Origin of the sequence: Mesorhizobium sp. ES1-6 (assembly GCF_020164775.1) — a bacterium.
Lineage (GTDB): Bacteria > Pseudomonadota > Alphaproteobacteria > Rhizobiales > Rhizobiaceae > Mesorhizobium.
In genome coordinates, this window is sequence record NZ_JAIUGU010000006.1 from 144,489 (window position 1) to 169,174 (window position 24,686).

General features: G+C 65.2%; 22 protein-coding genes. 14 read left to right on the top strand and 8 right to left on the bottom strand.

Annotated features, from left to right (window positions below; genetic code table 11):
• Positions 1 to 4 precede the first annotated feature (4 nt).
• Together LB564_RS17090 and LB564_RS17095 are read left to right on the top strand one after the other, a co-directional pair.
• Positions 5 to 598 carry an SDR family oxidoreductase gene (locus LB564_RS17090; protein ID WP_224539452.1) on the top strand — a complete coding sequence of 198 codons (594 nt, stop codon included), beginning with the start codon at positions 5 to 7 and terminating at the stop codon, positions 596 to 598.
• On the top strand, positions 582 to 1,481 hold the full coding sequence (locus LB564_RS17095; RefSeq protein ID WP_224539454.1) for an aldose 1-epimerase: 900 nt from the start codon (positions 582 to 584) through the stop codon (positions 1,479 to 1,481). The genes LB564_RS17090 and LB564_RS17095 overlap by 17 nt, the downstream gene beginning before the upstream one ends.
• On the opposite strand, the gene LB564_RS17100 is transcribed toward LB564_RS17095, so the two are convergent.
• From LB564_RS17100 to LB564_RS17115, 4 genes are all read right to left on the bottom strand, one after another.
• The gene (locus tag LB564_RS17100) at positions 1,478 to 2,239 is read right to left on the bottom strand and encodes an SDR family NAD(P)-dependent oxidoreductase (RefSeq protein WP_224539456.1); all 762 of its coding nucleotides are present in this window, start codon (positions 2,237 to 2,239) and stop codon (positions 1,478 to 1,480) included. The genes LB564_RS17095 and LB564_RS17100 overlap by 4 nt on opposite strands.
• Positions 2,236 to 3,786 carry a sugar ABC transporter ATP-binding protein gene (locus LB564_RS17105; RefSeq protein ID WP_224539457.1) on the bottom strand — a complete coding sequence of 517 codons (1,551 nt, stop codon included), beginning with the start codon at positions 3,784 to 3,786 and terminating at the stop codon, positions 2,236 to 2,238. The genes LB564_RS17100 and LB564_RS17105 overlap by 4 nt, the downstream gene beginning before the upstream one ends.
• Positions 3,787 to 3,840: 54 nt before the next feature.
• Positions 3,841 to 4,803 (bottom strand): sugar ABC transporter substrate-binding protein, encoded by a 963-nt coding sequence (locus LB564_RS17110; RefSeq protein ID WP_224539460.1) that lies wholly within the window; start codon positions 4,801 to 4,803, stop codon positions 3,841 to 3,843.
• A gap of 66 nt (positions 4,804 to 4,869) precedes the next feature.
• Positions 4,870 to 5,880, bottom strand: a complete 1,011-nt coding sequence (locus tag LB564_RS17115; RefSeq protein WP_224539462.1) for an ABC transporter permease — start codon at positions 5,878 to 5,880, stop codon at positions 4,870 to 4,872.
• 246 nt (positions 5,881 to 6,126) lie between these two features.
• Between LB564_RS17115 and LB564_RS17120 the strand changes: the two genes are divergently transcribed.
• Positions 6,127 to 7,167: a LacI family DNA-binding transcriptional regulator gene (locus LB564_RS17120; protein ID WP_224539464.1), complete on the top strand. Its 1,041-nt coding sequence runs from the start codon at positions 6,127 to 6,129 to the stop codon at positions 7,165 to 7,167.
• Positions 7,168 to 7,454: 287 nt separating this feature from the next.
• Here LB564_RS17120 and LB564_RS17125 read toward each other — a convergent pair whose 3' ends face one another.
• Genes LB564_RS17125 through LB564_RS17140 form a run of 4 tightly spaced genes read right to left on the bottom strand, consistent with a single transcriptional unit; the run spans position 7,455 to position 11,277 of the window.
• Positions 7,455 to 8,633 (bottom strand): mandelate racemase/muconate lactonizing enzyme family protein, encoded by a 1,179-nt coding sequence (locus tag LB564_RS17125; protein WP_224539466.1) that lies wholly within the window; start codon positions 8,631 to 8,633, stop codon positions 7,455 to 7,457.
• Positions 8,634 to 8,642: 9 nt separating this feature from the next.
• Positions 8,643 to 9,632: a transketolase family protein gene (locus LB564_RS17130; RefSeq protein WP_224539468.1), complete on the bottom strand. Its 990-nt coding sequence runs from the start codon at positions 9,630 to 9,632 to the stop codon at positions 8,643 to 8,645.
• Positions 9,629 to 10,477, bottom strand: a complete 849-nt coding sequence (locus LB564_RS17135) for a transketolase (protein WP_224539470.1) — start codon at positions 10,475 to 10,477, stop codon at positions 9,629 to 9,631. Before LB564_RS17135 ends, LB564_RS17130 begins: the two co-directional genes overlap by 4 nt.
• A 5-nt stretch (positions 10,478 to 10,482) precedes the next feature.
• A complete protein-coding gene (locus LB564_RS17140; RefSeq protein WP_224539471.1) occupies positions 10,483 to 11,277 on the bottom strand; it encodes an SDR family NAD(P)-dependent oxidoreductase in 795 nt (264 codons plus the stop codon).
• Between the two features lie 120 nt (positions 11,278 to 11,397).
• On the opposite strand from LB564_RS17140, the gene LB564_RS17145 reads away from it, so the two are divergent.
• The 11 genes from LB564_RS17145 (at position 11,398) to LB564_RS17195 (ending at position 24,681) form a co-directional block, all read left to right on the top strand.
• Positions 11,398 to 12,618: a mandelate racemase/muconate lactonizing enzyme family protein gene (locus tag LB564_RS17145; protein ID WP_224539473.1), complete on the top strand. Its 1,221-nt coding sequence runs from the start codon at positions 11,398 to 11,400 to the stop codon at positions 12,616 to 12,618.
• Between the two features lie 137 nt (positions 12,619 to 12,755).
• Positions 12,756 to 15,149, top strand: coding sequence for a thiamine pyrophosphate-dependent enzyme (locus LB564_RS17150; protein WP_224539810.1), 2,394 nt, complete (start codon positions 12,756 to 12,758; stop codon positions 15,147 to 15,149).
• Positions 15,150 to 15,182: 33 nt separating this feature from the next.
• The gene (locus LB564_RS17155; RefSeq protein WP_224539476.1) at positions 15,183 to 16,193 is read left to right on the top strand and encodes a C-terminal binding protein; all 1,011 of its coding nucleotides are present in this window, start codon (positions 15,183 to 15,185) and stop codon (positions 16,191 to 16,193) included.
• Entirely contained in the window at positions 16,190 to 16,915 is a 726-nt protein-coding gene (locus LB564_RS17160; protein ID WP_224539477.1) for an E3 binding domain-containing protein, read from the top strand. Before LB564_RS17155 ends, LB564_RS17160 begins: the two co-directional genes overlap by 4 nt.
• An 82-nt stretch (positions 16,916 to 16,997) precedes the next feature.
• Complete coding sequence (locus LB564_RS17165) at positions 16,998 to 17,768, top strand: GntR family transcriptional regulator (protein ID WP_140703225.1); 771 nt, start codon at positions 16,998 to 17,000, stop codon at positions 17,766 to 17,768.
• A gap of 264 nt (positions 17,769 to 18,032) precedes the next feature.
• Positions 18,033 to 19,097 carry a substrate-binding domain-containing protein gene (locus tag LB564_RS17170; RefSeq protein WP_224539479.1) on the top strand — a complete coding sequence of 355 codons (1,065 nt, stop codon included), beginning with the start codon at positions 18,033 to 18,035 and terminating at the stop codon, positions 19,095 to 19,097.
• A 61-nt stretch (positions 19,098 to 19,158) separates the two neighbouring features.
• Positions 19,159 to 20,226, top strand: a complete 1,068-nt coding sequence (locus LB564_RS17175) for a substrate-binding domain-containing protein (protein ID WP_224539481.1) — start codon at positions 19,159 to 19,161, stop codon at positions 20,224 to 20,226.
• A gap of 68 nt (positions 20,227 to 20,294) precedes the next feature.
• Positions 20,295 to 21,797: a sugar ABC transporter ATP-binding protein gene (locus LB564_RS17180; RefSeq protein ID WP_224539482.1), complete on the top strand. Its 1,503-nt coding sequence runs from the start codon at positions 20,295 to 20,297 to the stop codon at positions 21,795 to 21,797.
• Positions 21,798 to 21,854: 57 nt separating this feature from the next.
• On the top strand, positions 21,855 to 22,832 hold the full coding sequence (locus LB564_RS17185) for an ABC transporter permease (RefSeq protein ID WP_224539484.1): 978 nt from the start codon (positions 21,855 to 21,857) through the stop codon (positions 22,830 to 22,832).
• Positions 22,829 to 23,797, top strand: a complete 969-nt coding sequence (locus LB564_RS17190) for an ABC transporter permease (RefSeq protein ID WP_140703233.1) — start codon at positions 22,829 to 22,831, stop codon at positions 23,795 to 23,797. Before LB564_RS17185 ends, LB564_RS17190 begins: the two co-directional genes overlap by 4 nt.
• A gap of 2 nt (positions 23,798 to 23,799) precedes the next feature.
• On the top strand, positions 23,800 to 24,681 hold the full coding sequence (locus LB564_RS17195; RefSeq protein WP_224539487.1) for an SMP-30/gluconolactonase/LRE family protein: 882 nt from the start codon (positions 23,800 to 23,802) through the stop codon (positions 24,679 to 24,681).
• The last annotated feature ends 5 nt before the right edge of the window (positions 24,682 to 24,686 follow it).

Sequence of the window (24,686 nt, forward strand, 5' to 3'; positions counted from 1 at the left end):
GGCCATGGAAATCGATCTCGCTGGCGCGACGATAGAACTGGAAGGCGCCAGCAATCCGGTTGCCGAAGCCGCACTCGCCGCCTTGCGCGCCAATGGCGGCCGCATCATCGAAGGGGCGCGGGCCGCCGGCGTGCCGCCTCCCGACATCGTTCTGGTGTCATGCCCGTTGCGTCCGGGCACCACGGCGGAAAATCCCGGCACCTTGTATGCGGCCGCGCGCAAAGCGGCGGTGGCCATGACCGAGCGCGGCGGCGGACGCATCGTCTTCCTGCTTTCGGTGACCGCCGGCATGCCGATGCGTCGCCATCCGCGCTTTTCCATGGAGAACGCCTCGATCCTGGCCGGCATGCGCACGCTGGCCATGGAGTTCGGCCCCAAAATCCTGGTCAATGCCGTCGGTGTCGGCTTGGTTGAGGACGAGGCCATGGTTTCGGGCGACAAGGCGATGCTCAGCCACGTCCCGGTCGACCGCGCCGGCAATATCGAGGAAGCGGTTGCGGCCGTGCTGTTCTTCTGCGATCCACTCAACACCTATACGACGGGCCAGATGCTGGGCGTCGACGGTGGATGGATGGCGGGCTATGGGCGTAATTTCTGAACCGCTGACACTGAAGGCCGGCGCGCTCGAGGTCGGGCTTGTGCCTGACATCGGCGGCTCCGTCAGTTCACTGCGCTGGCGCGGCGTCGATGTGATGCGCCGGCTTTCGGAGGATGATCGCAAAGCCGGCAATGTGCTCGGCGTCGCCATGTTTCCGATGACGCCCTATGCCAACCGGATCGCCGGAAATGTCTTCGGTTTCGCCGGGAAACGCTGGCAGGTCGCGCCCAACAACCCGCCGGAGAAGTACAACGTGCATGGCAGCGGCTGGCAGCATGCCTGGACTGTCGTGGAGGCAGGAACGGCCAGCGCGATCCTGACACTGGATATCGCCGCCGGCGCCGACCCCTATTCCTATCGCGCGACGCAAGCTTTCGTCGTTTCCGGCGAAGGGCTTGGTGTGACCATGACACTGACCAACTCCGGGCCGGTTGCCCTGCCGTTCGGCTTCGGCCTGCATCCCTGGTTCGACCGCGATCCGGATGTGACGCTGCAATTCAAGGCCAGGCGTTTCTATCTCGAAGAGCCCGACGGCGTTTCCGGCGATCGCATCAGCCTGCCACCCGAACTCGACTTCGCCGAAGGCAGGCCGTTGCCGGCGGGCTGGCGCAACAATGACCATGGCGGCTGGAACGGCGAGGCATGCATCCGCTTTCCAACGCGCTGCGTCGGGCTGCGGATCACGGCCGATCCGATCTTCAGGCATCTGATGCTCTATGCCGATCCGACCAAGCCATATTTCTGCGTCGAGCCACAGACCAACGCATCCGGGGCCTTCAATCGGGGCCAATGGGATGATCCGGAGGAAGGCGTGATCGTGCTGGGGCCGGGCCAAAGTGCCATCGGCACGGTCTCCTTCGTGCCCTTCGCACTTGAAACCTAAAGCAGCCGCGCCAGCAGGCCGCCATCCACCTGCATGGCGCTGCCGGTGACGAAGGACGCGGCGTCCGAGATCAGGAAGCCGATTGCCGTGGCTATCTCGGAAGGGTTGGCGATGCGGGCGATCCGGTTGGGCTCGAAGGAGAGGCCCAGCGCTTCCGCGCCGCCGGCGGCCTCCAAGCCGTCGAGCGTCATTCTCGTGGCGACCGAGCCGACCAGCACGGCGTTGACGCGGATGCGGTCGACGGCATAGTCGAGCGCCATCTGCCTGGACAGGCCGACGACCGCTGCCTTGGTCGCCGCATAGGCGGGCACACCTGGAACCGTGGCGTCGGCATGCACGGAGGCGATGTTGACGATCGAACCGCCGCCCGCCGCGCGCAGCAGCGGCAGGGTTGCCCGGCAGACCCGGAAGATCGCCGTCAAATTGACGGCGATCGTCCTGTCCCAATCCTCGTCGGAAAGCTCTTCCAGTCGCTTGCCGGTCGGATAGATGCCGGCGCAATTGACGACCGCGTCGAGCCCGCCAAACCGCTCTTGCGCCGCCACCACGGTGGCCTGGACGTCCGCTTCGCGGGTGAGGTCGCTCTCGCGGAAGATCAGCTGGCTTTCGCCGTAGCGGCTTGCGAGTGCCTTGCCGTCATCGCCGTCCAGCCCGGCGCCAAGGACCTTGGCGCCCTCGGCGACAAGATAGTCCGCCGTCGCCCGGCCGATCCCCGTCGCCGCGCCAGTGACGAAAACGCGTTTGCCGGCAAATGTCATGCTGACACCTGTGCCTGGCGCTCGGCCTGGGCCTTGGTCACCGAACGCAAGACGCGGTCCTCGCCGCCTTCGCCACGGCCGAATTCGTCGACGATGCGGCCGTCAGCGACAACCAGGCAGCGGTCGCAGAGGCCGATCAGTTCCTCAAGTTCCGAGGCGACGATCAGCAGCGCGACGCCCTTGTCGGCCAGCTCGACCACCAGCCTATAGATCTCGTGGCGGGTTGCGGCGTCGACGCCCTTGGTCGGCTCGTCGAGCAGCAGCACCTTCGGCGCCCGCATCAACACGCGGGCAAACAGCAGTTTCTGCTGGTTGCCGCCCGACAGATGGGTGACGGCGGCCTGCGGCGACGAGGCCTTGACGTTGAGCGCGCGCATGGCTGTAACGATGGCGCCGCGCTCCAGCCCGCCGCGCACCACGCCGTGCCGCGACAGGGGCGCGAGATTTCCGATGGTGATGTTGGCGCCGACCGGCAGGTTGAACAGCAGGCCGTCGCGCTTGCGATCCTCGGTCAGCAGCGCGATGCCGGCGGCACGGGCATCCCTAGGCGATTTGATCGATACGGCTTGCCCGCCGACATGGATCTCGCCCTCGGCCGGCACCCGGCCGTAGATGCCGTGCAGGATCTCGCTACGTCCGGAGCCGAGCAGACCCGCCAGCCCGACGATCTCGCCGGCCGCGACGGACAGGTCGATATCCTTCGCGCCGTGGACGGCACCGCCATGGCCGGCGACGGTAAGATGGCGAACCTCCAGCGCGGCCGGTGCGCCGACAGGCGCGGCGTGCTCGGGGAACAGCCGCTGCAACCTTTGGCCCGACATCGAGAAGATGAAGGTCTCGGCGTCGAAATCCTCGCGTGCGATGCGCACCGCCACCTGCCCGTCGCGCAGCACGGTGGCGCGGTCGCAGATGGCGAGCACCTCCGGCAGGCGATGGGTAATGTAGATCATCGCCACGCCTTGCGCCTTGAGCCGGCGCAGCACGGAAAACAGCGCATCGACTTCGGTGCCCGAGAGCGAGGCGGTCGGCTCGTCCAGCATCAGCACGCGCGGCTTCAGGACGATGGCACGCGCGATCATCACCAGATGGCGCTGCGCCGAGATCAGCGACGCGACATAGGCCCTGGGGTCGATATCGATGCCAAGATCGGCGAAGATCTCGGCCGCCCGTTGCTCGAGCTTCCGCTGGTGAACCAGCACGCCGTCGCCCAGACCGGTACGGCCGGCAAAGACATTCTCGGCGACGGAGAGCTGTTCGAGCACCTCGATTTCCTGTGGGACGTAACCGACACCGTTCGACCGCGCGTCTGCCGGCGAGGCAAAGCTGACGGGCTGGCCGTCGAGCTGGATGGTGCCGGTGTAGGAACCGGCCGGATGCACGCCGTTGAGAATCTTGACCAGCGTCGACTTGCCGGCGCCGTTCTGGCCGAGCAGAGCGTGAATTTCACCAGGGACCACGTCGAAATCGACACCGCGCAGTGCCTGCACGCCGCCAAAATTCTTGGCGATCGCGGTGGCTGAAAACAGCGGCGCTTGGGTGCTCGACACAATTGTCCCTCGGGATGTTGCCGGGTCCGCGGGATGCGGGCCCGGCGGCAGGTGTTACTGACCGGCGCTGTCCAGCATCTTGTAGTAGGGGTCGAGGTCGGCCGCGGTGATCACCTTGGCCGGCAACGGATTGCTGTAGGGAACCGTCTTGCCCTGGGCGAGGTCGCCGAGCAGCTCGGCAACCTTGGCGCTCTCCTCGTAGAGCGGCTGCGCGACGATGCCGTAGGCGGCGCCCGATTTCACCAGGTCGAGGTTCTGCCTGATGTAGTCCATGCCGATGATGACGACGTCGCGTCCGGCCTTGCGGGCGGCGCCCGACCAGGTCTGGATGCTGTTGCCGGTGGTGCCGAAGGCGGCGGTCACGTCGGGATTGCCCTGCAGGATGGCCACCGCCTTGGCTTCGGCCGCCGAAGGCTCGAAGCCTTCCATCTGCGTGTCGAGCACCTTGATGCCGGGATACTTTGACGCGATGGTCTTGCGGAAGGCGTCCGACATGGCGTTTTCGGTGTCGTTGGAGGCGCCTTGCGTCAGCGCCACCGTGCCCTTGCCGCCAAGCTTGTCGCCGATGGCGATGGCCGCATTGGCGCCGACCTCGGCGATGTCTTCGCCGGTCGCCGCCTTGAGGCCGTTGACGGTGCCTTCCGGCGGCAGGACGTGCCAGGTGACGATCGGGAAGCCCTCCTTGGCCAGTTTGGTGATGTAGGAATAGATCGCCGGGTCCACCCCGTAGACCCCGATGGCGTCATATTTGGTGCGGGCGAGTGCTGCCTCGGCAAGCGGCAAGGTCGCGGGAATGTCCCAGTTGGTGGCGCTCGGGTCGCCGACGACCTCGCAAGTATAGCCGAGTTCCTTGCACTTGTTGAGGAAGCCCGCCTGCATCAGCCTGTGCACGGGGTGATCCTTCATCGCCTGCACCCACAGCAGGTGGACGTCGGCCGCGCGGGCTAGGCCCGCCGAACCCAGTGCGGTGGCGACCGTCGCCGCCAGCAGCGCGGCGCGGATCAAGCTTTTCTTCAAGTGAATTCCCATGCCTTACCTCCCTTGGTTCGCCGGCATTTTTGCCGGCGCAATATCCCGACCGGCTCAGGCGCCGGCAATGAAGTAGCGGCGGCGCACGATGTCCAGGCCAACGGCCATGACCATGATCACGCCGACCGCGATCTGCTGCCAGTTGGAGTTGACGCCGATGACGACGAGGCCGCTCTGCACCACCTTCAGCATCAGGATGCCGACGACACCGCCGGCGACCGTGCCGGCGCCGCCGAACAGGCTGACGCCGCCGACCACGACACCGGCAATGACGGTCAGTTCCCAGCCGCTGCCGATCGAGGTGCCGCCGCTGCCGAGATCGGCCATGACGAACATGCCAGCGATCGCCGACAGCGCGCCGACGGTGATGAAGGCGCCGATCTTGTAGGCACTGGTGTTGATGCCGACGAGATGCGCCACTTCCTTGTTGCCGCCGGTGGCGTACATGTTGCGGCCGAGCACGGTGCGCCGCAGCACGAAATCGGCGACGACGGCGGCGATGATGAAGAAGGCGAAGCTCCAGCCGAGGCCAAAGGCGAGATCGATGCCGCCGATCGTATTGATCGCCTCCGGAAGCGGATAGACGGGATAGCCGCCGGTCACCACCTGGATCAGGCCCTGGCCGATGAACAGCATGCCGAGCGTCTGGATGAAGGCCGGAATGCCGAGTCTGACGACGATCAGGCCGTTTAGAAGGCCGATCAGGCCGCCGACGCCGATGCCGCCCAGGATGCCGACGCCTACCGGTAAAGCGGCCGCGGTCATCAGCTTGGCGGCAACCACCGCCGACAGTCCCGCGACCGAGCCGACCGACAGGTCGAACTCGCCGGCAACCAGCAGAATCGTCTGGCCGATGGCGATGATGCCGACGAACGACACGACGTTGAGAATGGCGCGGATGTTGCGCTCCGACAGGAAGGCAGGTTCGAGCAGCCAGAAGAAGGCGACCAGCAGCGCCATCGCCGCCAAAACGCCAACTTCGCCGACGGCAATGAAGCCGATCAATCGCCGCCGGAACGACTGCGCATCCCGGGGCGGCGAGCTCACCTCAGCCGCACTGTTCATTCCTGACCTCCCTGGCGACGCCTTTCGGCGGCCTCGGGCCGCCGATCGCACCCACGCCGATCCGGCGCGCTCCTCTCCGGCATTAAGATTATAATATTATAACTTGTCAACGGCGAAATGTTCAGGCGGTGCATTAGCCGGGTCGATCGCTGGAAAGCATCGGCGGCAAACGCTATGAATGGACGTTGCAGCGCGATCCCCGGCCCATTGCCATGGTGGATCGTCGGCGCTTTGGAGCCATTCGAGATGACCGATCGGCCAGGGGACGGCCCAGGCGGGAAGAAACCGCCGCGACGCCTCGGTGTGCGCGAGATCGCCAAGCGCGTCGGCGTCGCACCGATGACGGTGTCGCGCGCGCTGTCCAATCCCGACATGGTCTCGCCGGAGACGCGCGCCAAGGTGCTCGAGGCGATCGAACAGGCCGGCTTCGTGCCCAACCGGCTGGCCTCGAGCATGCGCGGCAACGGCCGCATGATCGGCACGGTGGTGCCGCCGCTGATCAATTCGGGCATTGCCGAACAGGTGCAAGGCATGTCCGACGAATGTCACGAGAGCGGCTATTCGATGCTTTTGGTGCAAGGTGAATTCACGCAGGAGGCCGAGGACAAGGCTATCCGGGCTCTGCTCGGCTGGCGTCCGGTCGGCATGATCCTGCAGAGCTTCGTGCAAAGCGAGACCGCGCGGGCCTTGCTGAAGAACAGTGGCGCGCCGGTGGTGGAAATATCAGAGATCAAGGGTCGCAAACCGATCGACATGGTGGTCGGCGTCTCCAATTTCGAGACCGCCTATGCCATGACCATGCATCTGGCGGCCAAGGGCTACAAGCGGATCGGCTTCGTCTCGACGCCGATCCATGGCAATGACCGTCTCCAGCAACGCCGCACCGGCTACCACGCGGCCTTGACCGAACTCGGCTTCAAGAACCATGCCGACCTGGAGGTCGAGGTGCCGATTACCGCGCAGGGCGGTGCGGAGGCGCTGGTGACGCTGACCTCCCGCCACAAGGATATCGACGCGATCTTCTTTTCCAGCGATACGCTGGCCGTCGGCGCCGTGCAGGAATGCCACCGGCGCGGCTGGGCGGTGCCGGGAAAAATCGCCATTGCCGGCTATGGCGACATGGATCTGGCCGCGCAGCTTCATCCGCCGCTGACCACGGTGAAGGTCAACCGCTACGAGATGGGCCGGCGCGCCGTGCGGCAATTGCTGGCAAGGCTCGGCGGCGACACCAAGGTGCCGACCATCACCAGCCTCGGCTTCGAGATCGTCGACCGGGAGAGTGCTTGACGTCTTGATGTTAGCCGAGACGCGCTCTCCAGCTTCGTCATCCTAGGGCGGAGCAACCGCAAAGCGGCGTCGCGGAGACCCTAGGATCCATTCCGTGACCTCAATCGAGGGCGCGGCGGAGCAGAATTCTTCACCGTTTTCAACGCCTTAGCGGTACGGCATGGATCCTATGGTCTGCGCCGCGTCGCTGCGCTCCTTGCTCCGCCATAGGATGACGAAGACAGTGAGGATCGGTCATCTCGAAGACTCGCGATTTGCTTTCCAACGGTCATCACTATCCGAGATACCTAACCACGCATCTCCGTCTCTTCCCGCCGCCCCAACCGCTTCTCCCAACCCTGCGCGTGAACATTGAGATAGGCGTTGGGGTCGTAGGGATGATCCTTGATCGCATCGATGTCGAGGTCGATGCCGAGCCCCGGCGCATCGGGCAGGGACAGGTGGCCATTGTCGGGATTGACGGTCGGATGCCAGCTGACAAGCTCGCGCGTCCAGGGGTCGTTGAAGGCGTCGAAATGCTCCTGGATGAGGAAGTTCGGCACTGCCGCCGCCAGTTGCAGGCAAACCGCCGTCGCCACCGGCCCGCCGCTCTGGTGCGGTGCGATATGGCTGCCATGGGCAAGCGCCAGATTGGCCACCTGCATGGATGGCGCAATGCCGCCGAGCGACATCGGCTCGGGCTGGAAGATGTTGACACCGCCGCCTTCCGCCAGTGTGTAGAACTGACCGACCGTGTCGTACATCTCGCCCGTCGCCACCGGGATCGGCGAGCGGTGCGCCACTTCGTGGACCGTCTCCTGCCGGTCGCGCGAGGTCGGCTCTTCCCACCAGTAGATGTCGAGGTCGGCGAACTTTTGTGCGGCCTGCAGCGCCGCGATTTCGGTGAAGCGGGCGTGCACGTCAATCAGGATCAGCGTGTCCTTCGACAGGTGATCGCGCAATGTCCGGCAGATCGCATAGGAGAGATCCAGTTCCTCGCGCGAAATAAAGCCTTGCGCGGTGCCGAACGGGTCGAGCTTGAACGCCTTGAAGCCCTTGGCCAGCACAGCCTTCGCGGCCTCGAGAAAGGCTTCGGGCGTGCGCTCGCTGCGGTACCAGCCATTGGCATAGCCGAGCACGCTGTCGCGCACCTGGCCGCCGAGCAGTTGGTGGATTGGCACGCCAAGGCTCTTGCCCAGTATATCCCAGCAGGCGACCTCGATGGCCGCGATCACCGTGCGATGGATGTGGCCACCGTCGAGCGAGACGCTGTCCAGCATGCGCTTGGCCAGCGCGTTGATGCGGCGCGGGTCCTGGCCGATGGCGAGGTGCTTGAGCTCGTGCACGCCGGCTTCGGTGGTCTTGATGAAACCGTTCAGCGTGCCTTCACCGATCCCATGGATGCCCTTGTCGGTATGCACTTTGACGAACAGCCAGTTCTTCCAGCCGGCGCCGACGGCAAAGGTCTCGATTTCAGTGATCTTCATTTGGCAGTCCTAATCCAGCGCGGCAATGGTCGCGATGACGGCCTCGGTCGTCAGGCCGTATTTCGCCTGCAAGGTCGGCACCGCGCCGCATTCGATATAGCGGTCCGGCAGGCCGATGCGCGTCACTGTCTTCGCAATGCCGGCGTCGAACAAGGTCTCGACCACAAGGCTGGCAAGGCCGCCGACGACGACATGGTTTTCCACTGTCACGATACGGTCAGCCGATGCGGCGAATTCGGCCACCGCCCCGGTGTCGAATGGCTTTATGGTCGGCACATGCAGCACGCCGGCGGCAATACCCCGTTTTTGTAAGGCATCGGCTGCATCCAATGCCCTTTCGGTCATCAGGCCGGTCGAGATAATGCCGACATCGCTGCCATCGCGCAGGCGGCGTGCCTTGCCGATATCGAAGACATAGCCGGGCTCGAGCACGATGGGCACGCTGCCGCGCAGCAGCCTCATATAGACCGGTCCTCGATGTTGGGCGATGGCCTCGGTCGCGGCATCGATCTCCGTCGCATCGCAGGGATCGATGATGGTGAGACCCGGGATCATGCGCATCAGCGCCAGGTCCTCGATCGCCTGGTGGGTGCCGCCATAGCCGGTCGTCAGACCGGGGAGGCCGGCGACGATCTTGACGTCGAGGTTGGAGTGGGCGAGCGCGATGGCGACGAAATCATAGGCACGCCGGGTCGCGAACACGCCATAGGTGGTGGCGAACGGCACCTTGCCGGTACGCGCCAGACCGGCGGCGACAGCCACCAGATTCTGCTCGGCCATGCCGACATTGAAGAAGCGCTCCGGGAAGGCATCGCGGAACGGCAGGATGTCGGTATATTTGCCGAGATCGGCAGTCAGCCCGACAATGTCGAGGCGGCTCTCGCCGAGCCTTGCCAATGCCCGGCCGAAGGGCGCCTCAACGCTCCGCCGTCCGCCGCCGACGGCCTCGTCCTGGCCCATGGCCAGCGTGCGGCCGGCCTCCATCGCCGCGCCGCTCATCGGTCCGCTCCCACGGTTTTCTCGAATTCGGCGATGATGCCGTCCCATTGCGCCACGTCGATGCGGAAGAAGTGCGACTTCTCTGAGGTTTCGATGCGCGGCACGCCCTTGCCGGGCAGTGTGCGCAGCACGATCGCCTTCGGCTTGCCGTTGCGGTTTCTCGCATCCGTCAGCGCGCCAACCACCGCTGCCATGTCGTTGCCGTCGATCTCCGATGTCTGCCAGCCGAAGGCGCGCCATTTGTCGGCGACCGGCTCCATGTCGAGCACGACAGGCCCATCGGCCTGGATGCCGTTGCAGTCGATCAGCGCCACCAGCCCGTCGAGCTTGAAATGGCTGGCCGACATGGCTGCTTCCCAGGTCGAGCCTTCCTGCATCTCACCATCGGACAGCTCGACGAAAACGCGCGCGTCGGAACGGTCGATACGCAAGCCGAGCGCCTGGCCGACGCCTTGCCCGAGGCCGTGACCGAGCGAGCCGCCGATCATTTCGACGCCGGGCGTGGTGTCGAGCGTCGACATTTCCAGCCGGCTGTCGTCGGCGCCATAGGTGACGAGTTCATCGACCGGAAGGATGCCGGCTTCGGCCAGCGCTGCCCACAGCGCGATGGAATAGTGCCCGGTCGACAAAAGGAAGCGGTCGCGGTCGGGCCACGCCAGATTGGCGGGATCGTAACGCAGTTCGTGAAAGTACAACGCCGCCAGGACATCGGCGATGCCAAGGCCCTGACCGATATAGCCCTGGCCCTGGCCGCGCGCCATGGTCAGCATATGGCGGCGCAGCAGCATTGCCTTGCGTTCGAGCGCGCCGATATCGGCGCTGCCGGGGGGAGAGTTTCGCGGCATCTGGATCAGTCCTTGTCGAGGCCGCCCGACATGTTGAGCCGCTCGGCGGTCATGTATTTTGGCGCGTCGAGGCAGAGCCACACCACGGCCTCGGCCACCTCGGAAATTTCGGCGCGACGCCCGATCGGGATCCTTCGCGTGCGTTCGTCGAGGAAGGCCTGCAGGTCGTTGCGGCCATTGGCACGGGCCAGATCAATTTCGGTCGAGCGCTGCATTTCGGTGTCCATCATGCCTGGCGCCAAGCTGTTGACCAGTACGCCATAGGGCGCGAGCGCGACCGCCGCGGCGCGGGTGATGGAATCGACGCCGGCCTTGCTCGCGGTGTAGGCGGTGTAGTCGGGCAGCGCCATGCGCGAACCCGGCGAGGTGATGTTGACGATGCGCCCCGAGCGCTGCTCGCGCATCACCCGGCCCGCCGCCTTGCAGGCCATGGCAAGCGCAGTGACATTGAGCGCCAGCGTGCGCGTCCAGGCCTTGAAGGTGGCGTCGAGGAAGGGCTCGATGACGCCATAGCCGGCATTATTGACAAGGATGTCGATGCCGCCCCAGCGCGCGACGACTTTTTCGACGGCCGCTTCCGGTGCGCCTTCCCCGGTGAAGTCGCTGACGATGCTTTCGGCTCCCGTGCCGGTGCCGGCAATCTGCCTAGCGGTCTCGGCAAGCCCATCGCTGTTGATATCGGTCACCGCGACGAAACAGCCGCGACGCGCCAGCTGGATCGCCACCTCGCGGCCGAGGCCGCCGGCGGCGCCGGTGACCAGGGCTCGCTTTGACGTCGTGTTTTGATTTTCGGCAGGCAAGCGAACACCCTCCCCGGTGACCATCTTGACGTAATTGATACCGGTACCATAAATGCCTGTCAACGAGGATATGCTATTGTCCTGTCGACCGATCCGGTCCGTTGGAGTGGGGAGAGAAAGATGAAAGTCGTCGCGCTCGAAACGCTGCAGCTGGCGGAATTCCCGTTCCTGTTCTGGTTGCGCGTCCACACCGACGCTGGCTTCGTGGGCACCGGCGAGACCTTTTGGGCGCCAGGTCCGGTCGCCGCCTATATACATGACAATGTCGCGTCCTATCTCCTGGGCAAGGACCCGCGCGACATCGAGCTGCATGACCGTACGCTCGGCAGCGTCTATGTCGGCGCGCGCGATTCCGGCGCCGAGGTGCGCGGAAATTCCGCCGTCAACATCGCGCTGTGGGACATTTATGGCCAGGTGCTTGGCGAGCCGGTCTGGCGGCTGCTTGGCGGGCGCACCCACGGAAGCGTGCCTATCTACAACACTTGCGCCGGCTACAAACATGTCCGCGCCACCAGGAAGAACGCGCTGTTCGAACGCGGCGAGGACTGGTCGCTCAAATCTGGCGATTCGAACGAAGGCCCGTATGAAGACCTGCTCGCCTGGCGCTACAATGCCGGCGATCTCGCCAGGAGCCTGAAGTCGGAAGGCATCGGCGCCATGAAGATCTGGCCGTTCGACATCGCCGCCGAGGCCTCGAACGGCACCCGCATCTCGCTTGCCGACCTCGACAAGGCGCTGGAGCCCTTCCAGAAGATCCGCGACGCCGTCGGCCGCGACATGGAGATCATGGTCGAGCTGCATGGGCTGTGGACCTTGCCGCCTCTGCTGCGCATCGCCGAGGCGCTGAAGCCCTACGACGTCGCCTGGCTGGAGGAGCCGATCCGCTACAACGAACTTGACGCCATGGCCGAACTCGCCCGCCACACCTCCATCCCGATCGCCGCCAGCGAAAGGCTGGCATCGCGGCAGATGTTCAAACAACTGATCGACAAGCGCGCCGCCAGCGTCATCATGATCGACCTCGCCTGGTGCGGCGGCCTCTCCGAGGCGCGCAAGATTGCCAACATAGCCGAAGCCAGCGAACTGCCCGTCACCTTGCACGACTGCACCGGGCCGATCGTCTATGCCGCGAGTTGCGCCTTGTCGGCGACCTTGCCCAACGTCAACTACCAGGAAGCGGTACGCGCCTATTTCACCGGCTGGTACAAGGAAATCGTCGCCGACATCCCGCCGGTCAGCGATGGGCAGGTCGCGCCGCTCGAAGGGCCGGGGCTTGGTCTCAGCCTGCGGCCGGAGCTGTTCCAGCGGCCGGACGCCACCGTGCGGATCACCAGAATCTAGCTTCTTACGCGGCTCGTTCGGACCCAGTAGACATTATGCTATTATAATCTATGATGCGTCGAAGCGGGCGATCAACAAGCCCCCCGCCGGCGCTCTGCCGCCCGGTGCCAGACGCATTCAGGGAGGCTTTGGTGGCAATGTCTGCGGCGCGCGCACGCGAGGATTCCAGGAGTGCGTCAAATCTGCCCGACCGGAAAATCCTGCTCGACCTGTTCGAACGCATGGTGCTGCTGCGCCGCTTCGAAAGCATCGCCCAGATCGCCTGCCGCAAGGGCGAAACGCCCGGTTTCCTGCACCTCTATATAGGCGAGGAGGCGACCGGCGTTGGCGTCTGCGCGCATCTCAGGCCAACCGACTGGGTGACGTCGACCCATCGCGGTCACGGCCATGCACTGGCCAAGGGCGCGGACCCGGGACGGGTCATGGCCGAACTGTTCGGCAAGATCGACGGCATCTGCGGCGGGCGTGGCGGCACCATGCATCTCTACGACCGCTCGGTCGGCCTGTTCGGCACCAACGGCATCGTTGCCGCCGGCATCGGCCATGCCGTCGGCATCGGCATGAGCGCGCGCCAGCAGGGCCGCGACGACATCGGCGTCGCCTTCTTCGGCGACGGCGCCGCCAACCATGGCGGCTTCCACGAGGCGCTCAATTTCGCCGCCGTGCAGCGTGCGCCGGCGGTCTTCGTCTGCGAGAACAATCTCTACGCCACCGCCACGCCGCTCAAATCCGTCACGCTCAATCCCGAGATCGCCAGCAAGGCAGCGTCTTATGGCATGCCCGGCGTGGCGGTCGACGGCAACGACGTGTTCGCCGTCTGGCTGGCGATGAAGGAAGCCACCGAACGCGCCCGCGCCGGCAAGGGCCCGACGCTGATCGAGGCCAAGACCTACCGCACCGTCGGCCACCATGAGGGCGACCCCGTCATCGGCACCTACCGCACGCAGGAGGAACTCGACGCCTGGATCAAGCGCGATCCGATCGACATGTTCCGCAAGAAGCTGATCGAGGATTACGGCATTGCCGACGCCGAAGCCCTCGCCGCCATCGAAGCCCGCATCGAGAAGGTGGTTGAAGAAGCGCTGACCTTCGCGCGCAACTCGCCGGTGCCTGATCCGGCAACGGTGCGCCTGCATGTTTTCGCCGATCCGATCAATCCGCCCGCCGCCCTGCAGCCGCGCGCGGTCGGCGAGACGCGCACGCAAGGCTGGCTCGAAGCCGTGCGCGACGGCATCGCCGAGGAAATGCGTGCCAACAAGGCGATCCTCTATTTCGGCGAGGGCACCGGCGAGCGCGGCGGCAGTTTCGCGCACACCAAGAACCTGTGGCAGGAATTCGGCGCCGAGCGGATGGTCGATACGCCGATCTCCGAACAGGGTTTTACCGCCGCCGCCGTCGGCGCCTCGGCGACCGGCGCGCGAACCGTCTCGGACCTGATGTTCGCCGACTTCGCTTTCGAGACCGCCGGCCAGATTTTCCTGCAGGCCGCCAAGCTGCGCTACATGACCAGCGGCCTGATGAGCGCGCCAATGGTGGTGCGCGTCGGCGCCGGCGCGCTGCGCAGCTCTGGCCCGCATCACAGCGGCATCTACCATCCGGTCTTCGCCCACATGCCCGGCCTCATCGTCTGCGTGCCTTCGACCCCGGCCGATGCCAAGGGGCTGATGAAGACCGCGCTGCGGGCCGGCGATCCCGTCATCATGCTGGAGCCCAAGGCGCTGTTCGCGTCCAAGGGCGAGGTGCCTGTCGGCGAACATTATGTGCCGTTCGGCGTCGCGCGCATCGCCCGGGCCGGCACCGACATCACCATCGTCGCCGCCGGCCAGATGGTGCAGCGAGCGCTGGAGGCCGCGGAAACGCTGGCCGGCGAAGGCGTCGAGGCGGAGGTGATCGACCCGCGCACCATCATGCCGCTCGACATCGACAGCATCGTCGCCAGCGTGCGCAAGACGCATCGCCTGCTCATCGTCGACGAGGCCTGGGCGATGTGCGGCCTTGGCGGCGAGATCGCCCAGGCGATCAACGAACTCGCCTTCGACGAGCTCGACGCGCCACCCGGACGATTGCACACGGCGCCGACCTCGCACCCTTTCGCCCCGGTGCTGGAACGCGCCATGCTGGTCGACACGACCCGGATCTCACAAGGTGCGCGCGACGTCATATCGGGCAAGCCGCCGGTCCCGGATCACTGGTACACGGTCGGTCTGAAGAGTGCTGCGCCGGCTAAGCCAGCCCCCGCCCCCGCCAAGGCGGCGCCACCCGCGCCATCGGCCCAGACGCCTGTCGCCGGCAGCGACGACGAGCCCATAACGATGCCGTTCGGCGACCTCACTGTCAGCGAAGGAACGGTCGTCAAATGGCTGAAGGCGGTGGGTGACTCTGTCAAGGAAGGCGAGCTGATCGCCGAGATCGAAACCGACAAGGCCGTGGTCGAGATCGAAGCGCCGGTCGGCGGAACGCTTGCCGCCATCGATCAGCCGGTCGGTGCTGTCGTGCCGATGGGCGGCCGCATTGGTGGCATCAAGAAATAGATCGTTTTCGACCACGAGATCCGAAGGACTGGCATGAAAATCCTGTGCGCCAACTGGCAAGCCGCCGACGAGGCCGAACTCGAGCGCGAGCATTATCCCCACATCGAGTTCATCCTTGCCCGCTCGACCAATGACAGGGCCGCCGCGCTCGATCCGGCGGCCTGCGAGACGGTCGATGCCGTCATCAACTATTCGCCGACCCATAATGTCGCCGCCGCTCCAACAGCCTTTCCCAAGGCGCGCATCGCGGTGCGCTCAGGCGTCGGCTTCGACAATATCGACACGGCTGGCTGGGGCGCGCGCAAGATCCCGGCCTGCAACGTGCCCGACTATGGCACGACCGAGGTGGCCGACCACGCCATCGGCCTGATGCTGGCACTGACGCGCGGCACGTCAGCCTATGGCGCGGAACTCCGCGGCCATGGCGCCGAAGGCTGGCATTTCTCCAAGGCGCCGCTGGTGCGCCGGCATAAAGGCGCCACCTTTGGCATTGTCGGGCTTGGCCGCATCGGACTCGCCACCGCGCGCCGTGCCGCAGCCTTCGACATGAAGGTGGTGTTCCATGATCCACACCTTCTGTCCGGCGTTGATCTCTCGACCGGCTACGAACGCGTCCATTCGCTGGCCGAGCTGATGGGACGGGCCGATGTGGTGAGTGTCCATGCGCCGCTCAGTGAGGAAACTCGCCAGCTGCTCGGCGCGGCGGCCTTCGCCGCCGCCAAGCCAGGCCTCGTGCTGGTCAACACGGCGCGTGGTCCGATCGTCGACCTCGACGCACTGGAAGCGGCGATGCGCAAGGGCACGGTTGCCGGGGCCGGGCTTGACGTGCTGCCGAACGAACCCGGCGATATAGACCATCCGCTGCTTGTGGCATGGCGCCGGCGCGAGCCGTGGATCGCCGATCGCCTGATCGTCACCCCGCACGCCGCCTTCTACAGCCCGGCATCGATGCGCGATCTCCGGCTGAAGTCGATCGAGGTCGTGCATGCCTATCTCGCCGAGGGCCGGCTCACCAATTGCGTCAACGCAGAGTTCCTGAAATGAACATGGCCGTGGCGCCGACCCGGCGGCTGGCCGTTTCGCCCTATGCGCGGCGTCTGGCGCGTGAGCGTTCGCTGCCGCTCGAAGCGCTCAGCGGCAGCGGCCCCGGCGGGCGCATCCTGGCCGCCGACGTGATGGGCTTTGTCCCGGTCGCCGTAGCGGGCGGTTCTCCCGAACTCGCCCTTCCCCCAGCGACGTCTTCGATTACGGCGCCCCGCATCGCGGCCTTCGCGACTTCCGTCGCGCTGGCCGCGCTGAAGGAGCTTCTGGCGGCGCTCGAGAATTCGGGGCGCGCATTCGATATCGATGATGTCCTGCTACGCGCCGCCGGCCGCGCATTTGCCCAGGTGCCGGACGCCGTGGCTGGCGAGGCGGCGGTGGCCCTTGAACTGGCAGGAAGGCAGGCTGTTTTCTCGATGGTCCCAGAGGTGCCGCTGACATCGCTGCGCGCGATGCGGCTTTCGGCCTTGGGCGACAGTCGTGACGCGGCGGAAAAGCCGGCGGTGCTGTCCCTGCGGATGCTGCCCGCAAGCGACATCCGGCCGGTGATGATGCCGCTTCTGCCGGGCCGGGCCATGCGTCTGGCCGTCTCGATCGGCACGCCAGGCGACCATGCCGAATGCCTGTTGACGGTGGATGCCGCAAGCATTGATGAAGCGACAGCAGCCTTATGGCTTTCGGCGCTGAAATCGACCATCGAACATCCGCTCAGGCTCTTCGTCTGAGACGGTTGACGATCGTCGGCCTTACCTAGCCTCGGGCGACGGAAGCTATTATAAAAGCTTCGACACAGGCGCGACGAGGCACATGGACCATTCCGTTCCCACCATCGAAAGTCTTCCCAAGCGCACGCTCGGCCGCGCCAACGGGCCACTTTACCGGCAGCTCGCCGATATCCTGCGCGAGCCGATCGGCAACGGCACCTTCCCGGTCGGCGGCGAGTTGCCGAAGGAGGCGACCATCGCCGAGCATTTCGGCGTCAGCCTGATCACCGTGCGCCAGGCGCTGCGCGATCTCGAGGCCGACGGCCTGATCAGGAAGCGCTCGGCCAAGCCGGCGGTAGTCGCGGCGCGCAGCCCCTCGGTCAATCTGAGCTGGAAGTTCAAGAATTTCGCCGACATGGCGGCCTTCACCAAGGACGCCAAGCTGGCGGTGAAATCCTACCGCAAGGAAGTTTCGCCCGTGCTCCAGCGCCATTTCGGCATGGGCAAGGACGAGGCCGGCTATTGCCTGCGCAGCGTGCTGTCGATCGGCGAGCAGCGCAAGGCGCAGATCACCACCTATTTTCCTCCCGATGTCGGCGCCCGGTTGAAGCGGGAGGACTTTTCCGACGTGCTGATCTTCCGCTCGGTGCAGAAACATCTTGGCCTGCGGCTCGATGTGGCGCATGTGACGGTGCGCGCCGAGATCGCCGACGAGGCGGTTGCCGCCGACCTCGGTATTTCACTTGGGGCCGCCGTGCTGACGGTGGAGATGCTCTACCAGTCGGCGGACCAGCGCAGCATCGAATTCTCCGTCGCGCGTCACCCCGCCGACATTTTCAGCATCACCTATGATGCGCCCAACGACCTGTCCTGAAGCCCGCCCGAGGCGGTATTTTCTGATGTTGTCCGCATAGACAGGACCATAAAATTATAATAGCATGATAGCTAGGCTGAGATGCCTGCTTCGGGAGGCGTCGCTGGGGAGGAATCCGGCGAAATCTTGCCTGCAGGCGTAGCCTTGGGAGAGCCCCGGTCAAATTGACATCTGTAATTGGTACCGGTATCATGCAAACACCTTCTCAACTGATCAAGATGGCGCAGTCCGTCACCGGCTGGGTAGGAACACAGGGAGGAGACCATGAAATTGAGGAGCTTGAGCGCCTGCTTCGTGGCGTTTGCAGGGTTCGCGGTGTCTATGTCCGCCACGCCTGGCCATAGCGAAGACAAGAAGCCCTACACCATCTATCTCTCGAACAATTTCGTCGGTAACGACTGGCGCCAGCAGATGGAGCGCGTCGCCAATGTCGCGACCACCAAGGGGCCGCTGAAAGGCCGTGTCGACCTCAAGATCGAGAACGCCGAAAACACCGTCCAGGCGCAGATCAATTCGCTGAACAACATCATCCGCCAGAAGCCCGCCGCCATCCTGATCGATGCGTCGTCGGCCGAGGCGCTCAATCCGACCATCAAGAAGGCCTGCGACGCCGGCATCGTCGTCGTCAGCTTCGACCAGACCGTGTCGGCCGAATGCGCCTACAAGCTGCATTCCGATTTCGACATAATGGCCAACAACCAGGCCGAATGGATGGCCTCCATCCTCGGCGGCAAGGGCAAGGTGCTGATGGACCGCGGCCTTGCCGGCGCGCCGATCTCGGAACAGTTCGAGAAGAATTTCGGCGCCGTGCTGAAGAAATACCCCGGCATCGAGATCGTCGGCTATTTCAACGGCAATTACGCCGCCGGCCCCGAACAGGAAGGCGTTGCCAGCCTGCTTGCGGCGCACCCGCAAGTCGACGGCATCTTCTCGCAGGGTTATGGCACCGGCGCCATCAAGGCGCTGCAGAATGCCGACCGGCCGCTGGTGCCGATCGTCGCCGCGGCCTTCAACGGCACTGGCGTCACCTGCGCGCAGACCAAGGGCGCCAAATGCTGGCTCGGCGCCAATCCGCCGTCGCTTTCGGCCGAGGCCATCAAGCTCGCGGTCGACATACTCGACACCGGCAAGAAGCCGGCCGACACCACCGTGCTGTTCAATTCACCCGGCCTGACGACGGATATGGTCGACGCCAAATACGCGCCGAATTCCTCGGCGGTGAAGATCCAATTGGGCAAGACCGTATTTCCCGATCTGGCGCCGGGTCTGTCCTTGCCGGTGTCGCCGAACTGGGTTGAAATCACGCCCAAGGAGGCCTCGGGAACCTGACTTTGCGGATGCAATGCGCCACTGTCCGGCGGCGCTGTTTCGAAAACGGGAGGAGAAAATCATGAGAACGTTGAGCCGTAACATCGGCCTTGCTGCACTTGCCGTCGCCATGACGGCGATCGGCATGCAGGCCGGTCACGCCGAGGACAAGAAACCCTACACCATCTATCTCTCCAACAATTTCGTCGGCAATGACTGGCGCCAGCAGATGGAGCGCGTCGCCACCGTCTCGGTTAGCAAGGGGCCGCTGAAAGGCCGCGTCGACCTCAAGATCGAGAATGTCGAGAACACCGTCCAGGCGCAGATCAATTCGCTGAACAACATCATCCGCCAGAAGCCGGACGCCATCCTGGTCGACGCCGGCTCGGATTCGGCGCTCAACCCGACCATCAAGAAGGCCTGCGACGCCGGCATCATCGTCATCAGCTTCGACCAGGTGGTGACCGAACCCTGCGCCTTCGCCGTCGCTTCCGATTGGGACCGCATTCCCTCCGTGATGGCCGAATGGATGGCCACGCAGCTTGGCGGCAAGGGCAACATCATCCTCGACCGGGGCCTCGCCGGTGCGCCGATCTCGGCGCAGTTGCAGGGCGGCTATGAAAAGGTGCTGGCCAAATATCCCGACATCAAGGTGGTCGGCTATTACAACGGCAACTACGCGCTTGGGCCGGAACAGTCTGGTGTGGCGGCGCTGCTGGCCGCCAACCCGAAGATCGACGGCATCATGACGCAAGGCTACGGCTCGGGCGCCATCCAGGCGCTGAAGGATGCCGGCCGGCCGATCGTCCCGGTCGTCGGCTTCTCCTACAATGTCGCCGCCGTCACCTGTGCGCAGACCCAAGGGGCCAAGTGCATCCTTGGCTCCAATCCGGCCTACCTTTCCTCGGAAGCGATCAAGCTGGCGGTCGAGATCCTCGACACCGGCAAGAAGCCGGCGGAACGCTCTGTCTCGGTCAAGGGTGATTTCGTCACCACCGATCCCTTCGAGTCCAAGCTCTATCCCGGCACCAAGATGATCAAGATCGCGGTCGGCGAAAACGCCTTCCCCGACCAGGCGCCCGGCCTGACGCTGCCGATCACGCCCGACTGGGTCGAGATCACCGCTGCGGAAGCGGCCGGCTCGAAGTAACATCGCGAGACCACGACCCTGTCTCCCGGCATCGCAAGATGTCGGGAGAGCTTTTCGAAGGCGCTTCCATGGACCTCGTTACCGTCACAGGCCTGTCCAAACGCTATGGCGGCATCGTTGCGCTGAGCGATGCGACATTCAGCGCCCGCGCCGGCGAGGTGCATGCGCTGCTCGGCGAGAACGGCGCCGGCAAAAGCACCTTCATCCAGATCCTGTCGGGTGCCGTACAGCACGATGGCGGCTCGATCCTGGTCGACGGGCAGGATTATCGCCCGGTCAATCCCGACGCGGCGCAGGCGCGCGGCATCGCCGCCGTCTTTCAGGAACTGTCGCTGGTCCCCGACCTCAGCGTCGAACAGAACATCTGGTTCCGCCACGAGCCAAGGACGTGGCTTGGCACCGTCAACCGCGCCGAGATGCGCCGCAAGACACTTGCCTTGCTCGAAAAGTACATTTTTCCGGCCCTGCGCCCCGACCAGGAGTTGCGGCGGCTGACGCTGGCCGAACGCCAGATCGTCGAGATCGCCAAGGGGCTGGCCAAGGACCCGCGCATCCTCATCCTCGACGAGGCGACTTCGGCGCTGCCCGCGCGTGAAGCCGAATGGCTGCTGAAGCTCACCCGGCAACTGGCGGCGGAAGGCAGGCTGGTCATCTTCATCTCGCACCGCATGGCCGAGGTGCGCGCCATCGCCGACCGGCTGACCATCTTCCGCAATGGCGCCACAGTCGCCGCGCACGAGGCCAACGCCGTGTCCGACACCGAGATCGTCACCCAGATGATCGGCCGGCATCTCGACCGGCTCTATCCCGAGCGGGTGGCCACGGCAACGGATCGGGTCGCGCTCAGCGTCAAGGGCCTGTCGAGCGGCAGCCGGCTCTCCGGTGTCGACTTTGCCTTGCGGGAGGGCGAGGTGCTCGGCGTCGGCGGCCTGCAGGGCCATGGCCAGCGCGAACTGTTCCAGGCGCTGTTCGGCGCCAGCAGGGCGAGCGGCGCCGTTGAACTCTGGGGCAAGCCGGTCTCGATCAACAATCCACGCCAGGCCTTGACCGGCAGGGATGGTATCGCTCTGGTGCCGGAGGACCGGCGCGGGCAAGGTCTGCTGCTGACCAAGAGCGTGCGCGAGAACCTGACGCTGTCGGTGATCAAGCGCTTCACCGAAAACGGCTTGCTCAGCCGGCAAAAGGAAGCTGCGCTGGTCAAGGAAATGGTCGATTTCCTGCGCATCAAGGCCGACACGCCCGAACAGCTCGCCGGTACCCTGTCGGGCGGTAACCAGCAGAAGGTGATCTTCGGCAAGATGCTGCTGACGCAGGCGCGCGTGCTGTTGCTCTACGACCCGACGCGCGGCGTCGATGTCGGCACCAAGGGCGAGATCTTTCAGCTGATGCGCGACCTCGCCGCGAAGGGTTATGCGATCCTGTTCCATTCCAGCGACATGCCGGAACTCGTCCACGTCGCCGACCGCGTGATGGTGATGCGTGACGGGCGTGTCGCCGCGACGCTGGAAGGCGATCGCATCTCGGAGGCCGGTATCTTGCGCGCCGCCATGCTTGAACGCGAGGCGGCCTGAGGCATGGTGATGGCGAGCGCGGAGCAGACTGGCGAGACGATGCAAAGGCCGGCCGATATGAAATCAACCACGCCGGCCATCGACTGGCGCGGCCGCGCGCTCAACCGTGCGCCGTTCCTGGTTGCCTGCCTGATGCTGGCATTGATTGTCGGTATCTATGGCAGCCTGCAATCCGGCGTCTTCACGCTGGACGAACTCAATCTCGACACCGCGGCGGCGATGACGCTGATGCTGGCGGCGACGGGCCAGACCATCGTGCTTTTGCGCGGCGGCATCGACCTGTCGATCGGCGGCATGATCAGCCTCGGCACGGTGATCGCCGCGACGCGGTTCACCGATGATCCGTCGACCACCGCGCTCTGGGCATTGGCCATCCTTGCGCTCGGTTTTGTCATTGGTGCGCTCAACGGCCTGCTGATCTCGCTGCTCAAGCTGCAGCCCTTTCTCGTCACGCTCGCAACGTGGTCAATCCTCAACGGCGTCGCCATGATCATCCTGCCGACGGACGGCGGCAGCGTGCCTTCCTGGTGGGTTGGCTTTGCCTCCACGCAGCTCTTCGGCCTCACCAGCCCGGTCTGGATGTTGCTGGTCCTGTTGCTGTTCTGGTGGTGGTTCCGCGCCGCTCGGGTCGGCATTTCGATCCAGGCAACCGGATCGAACGAAAAATCGGCCTTCCTGTCGGGTGTCTCCATCACCCGCGTCAATCTCGTCACCTACGGCCTGTCCGGCCTGTTCGCGGCGGGCGCGGCGCTGTTTTTGGTGACACAGACCGGTGCCGGTTCGCCGACCATCGGCAAGGACTACATCCTGCCCTCGGTGGCGGCGGCGGTCATTGGCGGCGTCAGCCTGTTCGGCGGCCGGGGCCATCTCGCCGGCACGCTGATCGGCGCCTTCGTCCTCACCCTCATCGGCAACCTCGTCTTCGTGCTGCATGTGTCGAGCTACTGGCAGCCGGTCGCGTCGGGTATCATCCTGCTGCTCTCGGTGCTCGCCAGTTCCGTCGCCGAAAAGGCCGCAAGGGGCCGCGTCCAATGAGCGCTTTCCTCGCCCGCAACCGGCTCATCGTGCTCGCCTATGCCGGCATGGTCGTGCTGCTCCTGGTCACGGCGCTGTTCTCGCCGGGCTTCCTCTCCGTCTCCAACATGCGCTCCACCGTCGTGCTGGCGGCCTTTGTCGGCATCGTCGCGCTCGGACAAACCTTCGTCATCATCGGCGGTGGCATCGATCTCTCCGTCCCCTGGGTGCTGAATTCGGCGGCGATCATCATGGCGCTGCTGTGCGGCGGGCAGGACCTGCCGCTCACCTGGGTGATGCCGCTGCTGCTTGCCGGCGGCGCCTTCATCGGGCTGGTCAACGGTGTCGGCGTCGCCCGGTTCGGCGTACCGCCGATCATCATGACGCTGGCAACCAACGTCATCCTGCAAGGCCTGATCCTGGTGCTGACCGGCGGTTCGCCGACCCCCTCGGCGCCGGCCCTGATCCAGTTCCTGTCGGTCGGCCGCATCGGCGGCTTTCCGGTCATCGCGCTGATCTGGCTCGCGCTGACGCTGGCGGCGACCGTGCTGCTGTCCAAGGCAGCCTTCGGCCGCCATCTCTATGCGCTCGGCACCAGCGCCACCGTGGCCGAATTCTCAGGCGTCCCGACGGCACGCACCACCATCCTGACCTATGTGATTTCGGGCCTCACCGCCGCCTTCGCCGGCATGCTTTTGACCGGCTATTCCGGCCAGGCCTATCTCGGCATGGGCGACGCCTATCTGTTCACCTCGATCGCCGCGGTCGCCATTGGCGGCGCCTCGATCCTCGGCGGCAGCGGGCATTATCTCGGCACAGTCGCCGGCGCCATGGTGCTGACCATCCTCACCGGTCTTTTGCCGGCGCTCAACCTGTCGAGCGGCGCGCTGCTCATCGTCTATGGCGCGGTGATCCTGCTCACCGTCTCGATCGGCAGCGAGGCCTTTGCCGGCCTCGGCGGCAAGCTACGCAGAAAAGAGGGCTGACCATGGTCGAAATCACCTGTGTCGTCGATGCCGGGGCCGAGCTTGGCGAAGGCACGCTCTGGGATCCCCAAGCCGGCGTGCTGTGGTGGATCGACATCTGGAAGAAGCTGATCCATCGCTACGACCCGTCGACCGGCCAGGACGAGGTCTTCGAGACGCCTGAATATCTCGGCTGCCTCGGTCTGCGCGAAAAGGGCGGCCTGGTGCTGACCATGACCGATGGCTTCCATTTCTTCGACCCGGCGACCGGCCGGTTCGAGGCCATCGTCGATCCGGAATCGCATATGCCGAAGACCCGCTTCAACGACGGCAAGCCGGACCGCCAGGGCCGCTTCTGGTCGGGCTCGATGTTCGAGGTGCCGGGCCAGCCGATCGAATTCATCGGTGCGCTCTACCGGCTCGATGCCGATCTCTCGGTACACAAGATGATCGACGGCATCGGCTGCTCGAACGGGCTGGCCTGGAGCCCGGACTCGAAGACCATGTACTTCTCCGACAGCCATGCCGGCGCGGTCTGGGCCTATGATTTCGATCCCGCCACCGGCGATATCGAAAACCGCCGCACCTTTATCGACATGACGGTGACCGGCGGCGTTGCCGACGGCGCCACCGTCGATGCCGAGGGCTGCTACTGGGTGACCATCCCTGTGACCGGCAAGGTCTGCCGCTACGACCCCCAGGGCAGGCTGATGCAAACCGTGCTGCTGCCAACCGACCTGCCGACCTGCTGCGAATTCGGCGGCAAGGACCTCGACATCCTCTACGTCACCTCGGCCGTGCTGAAGCGCCCGGCCAGCCATTTCACCGGCCAGAAGAATCCGGGCGGATTGTTCGCGCTCGAGGTCGGCGTCAAGGGCCTGACCTTGCCGGCGTTCAAGGGATAGGCAGC